Genomic DNA, 1,334 nt, shown 5'->3' on the forward strand with positions numbered 1-1,334 from the left:
CAGTTCGGCGGCGGCGACGGCCGTGCCGCGGTCGTTGTGCGGGTGGACCGACAGGCAGACGTGCTCCCGGCGGGTCAGCTCGCGGGACATCCACTCGAACCGGTCCGCGTGCGTCGAGGGCGTCGAACGCTCCACGGTGGCGGGCAGGTTGAGGATGATCTCGCGGCCCTCCTCGGGCTGCCAGACGTCGCAGACCGCCTCGCAGACCTCCAGGGCGAAGTCCAGCTCGGTGTCGGTGAAGATCTCCGGGCTGTACTGGTAGCCGAAGATCGTCTCGTCGCCCAGGATCTTGTCGGCGTACTCCATGACCAGCCGCGTGCCGTCCACGGCGATCTGCTTGACCTCCTCCTTCGAGCCGCGGAAGACCACGCGGCGGAAGGTGGGGGCGGTGGCGTTGTACAGGTGGACGGTGGCCCGGTGCGCGCCGCGCAGCGACTCGACGGTGCGCTCGATCAGTTCCTCGCGGGCCTGCGTCAGGACGGAGATGGTCACGTCATCGGGGATCGCGCCCTCCTCGATGATGGAGCGCACGAACGCGAAGTCGGTCTCGCCGGAGGACGGGAAGCCGACCTCGATCTCCTTGAAGCCCATGCGGACGAGCAGGTCGAACATCTCGCGCTTGCGGGCCGGCGACATCGGGTCGATCAGCGCCTGGTTGCCGTCGCGCAGGTCGGTGGAGAGCCAGCGGGGCGCCTTGGTGATGCGGTTGTCCGGCCAGGTGCGGTCCGGGATGTCCACGCTCTCGTACCCGCGGTACTTGTGGACCGGCATTCCGGAAGGCTTCTGCAGCCGCGTGGCGTTGGTGACCGGGGTGGGTCCGCCCACGGGGGCGACGGCACTCTCGGCGGGATTCACGGCAGTCATGGCGTAGGGCTCCTTGGGGGTCCGGCAGAGGTGGCCGACTGTGTCGCCGCAACGGCGAACTCCGCGGGGAGGGAGCCGGCCTACGACTACAGGCCCTCGCCGCGGCAGCTAAGGAGAAGCAGCCCGAAACGCATGATGCGGTCACAGTAACCGAGCGACCCCGGACGCGTCGGCCCGTATCAGTATGCGGGATCACCCCCTCTTGGGGGCAAAACAGTGACTCATCACTCCATTTCGTCAATCACCGTCGCAACCGGTGACAGTGCGGTGACGGAGTGCCACAGTCGATCGTATGCAGCCTCGACCGAATCACGGGTTCCGTCCCGTCTTCTGCACCATCGTCCCGCCCCACCTCCTCGACAAGCTGTCCCAGGCCGGCGATCCCGTCCTGGCCGGTCCGGCCCGCCGCACCCTGGAGGCCGACGGGGCCCGCCGCCACCACCGGCAGGGGACCGCGCTGGCCTTCGCAC

2 pseudogenes are annotated in these 1,334 nt (G+C 68.8%); one reads left to right on the forward strand and one right to left on the reverse strand.

The features are described from left to right. A pseudogene (locus IH13_RS0109130) lies at positions 1 to 864 on the reverse strand (2-isopropylmalate synthase); the annotation flags it as partial. A 292-nt stretch (positions 865 to 1,156) separates the two neighbouring features. On the opposite strand from IH13_RS0109130, the pseudogene IH13_RS42145 reads away from it, so the two are divergent. Beyond that, positions 1,157 to 1,334 (forward strand): annotated as a pseudogene (locus IH13_RS42145) (peptidase M4 family protein); the annotation flags it as partial.

Source organism: Streptomyces sp. NRRL WC-3549 (genome assembly GCF_000721935.1).
Taxonomy (GTDB): Bacteria; Actinomycetota; Actinomycetes; order Streptomycetales; family Streptomycetaceae; genus Streptomyces.